This window comes from Phaeobacter sp. SYSU ZJ3003 (assembly GCF_041300735.1).
Classification (GTDB): Bacteria; Pseudomonadota; Alphaproteobacteria; order Rhodobacterales; family Rhodobacteraceae; genus Phycobacter; species Phycobacter gallaeciensis_A.
The window spans coordinates 1-1,170 of record NZ_PXNU01000141.1; the positions used below are offsets into that span (position 1 = coordinate 1).

Annotated in this window: 1 protein-coding gene; it reads left to right on the forward strand. The window is 61.9% G+C overall.

The window, feature by feature from the left end; all coding sequences use genetic code 11:
- Nucleotides 1–170: 170 nt before the first annotated feature.
- Nucleotides 171–1,170: IS1634 family transposase (locus C6W91_RS21105; RefSeq protein ID WP_370571605.1), on the forward strand; the 1,000-nt coding region annotated here is incomplete at its 3' end.

The following is a 1,170-nucleotide window of genomic DNA, read 5'->3' on the forward strand; positions in this document are numbered from 1 at the left end:
CCCAACTTCGACACTTCGCGATGGATTTGAGCCCGGTTTGGCGATGCGGACTTCAATGAAATAAGGGCTTTCCGTGTGTGGAGGGTCAGATTTTGGCGAGAATCCTGTTGTGGCACGTTATGGCGCATTGAGTCATTGAAGCATTACACATCGTCTCGTAATGTTGCGACATGTACACCAAGATCACGAGATCCGGCGGGCGCCAGTACCTGCAACTGGTCGAGGGCTATCGCAACGAAGAGGGCAAGGTCCGCCATCGGGTCGTCGCCAACCTTGGCCGACTCGAAGATCTGAACCCCGCCAAGCTCGATCCCCTGATCAACGGTTTGAACAGGGCGATCGGGCGGAGCGACAACACGGCGTTTCCCGTCGAGATCGAAAGCTCCAAGGCCTATGGTAACGTCTTCGCCCTGCACGAGCTTTGGAAGGATCTTGGCCTCGACCGCGCCCTTGGTCGTGCCATGCGGTCTGGGCGGCGCAAGATCGAGGCAGATGCCCTCGTGCGGGCCATGGTCTTCAACCGCCTGTGCGATCCCATGAGCAAACTCGGCTGCCTGCGCTGGCTGGACACCGTGGCCATGCCCGAGATGCCCGCCAAAGTCGAGCACCACCACCTCCTGCGCGCCATGGACGCGCTCATGGACAATGTCGATCGCGTGGAGGCCGAGCTGGCCCGCCAGATCCGCCCTTTGGTCGACAGGGATCTGACGGTCGTCTTCTATGACCTGACCACCGTGCGCATCCACGGCGAAGGTGAGGTTGACGACGATATCCGCGCCTACGGCATGAACAAGGAGACCGGTGGCATCGCACGCCAGTTCGTGCTCGGCGTTGTGCAGACCGCCGAGGGGTTGCCGCTCATGCATACTGTGCATCCGGGCAACGTAGCCGAGACCAAGACGCTGCAGGCCATGCTGGCCACCGTCCTGAAGCGCTTCCCCATCGAGCGCGTCATACTGGTGGCCGATCGCGGGCTTCTGAGCCTCGACAACATCGACGCCCTGACATCGCTGGCCGAGCAGGGTGGGCGAACCCTGGAGTTCATCCTGGCCGTCCCCGCGCGCCGCTACAGCGATCTGGTCGAGACCTTCAGGGACATGGCCTTCGACGAGACCGGACTGGCCGAGGATCGCTTTGCCGGTCATCGCCTGATCGTCGCCCATGATCCGC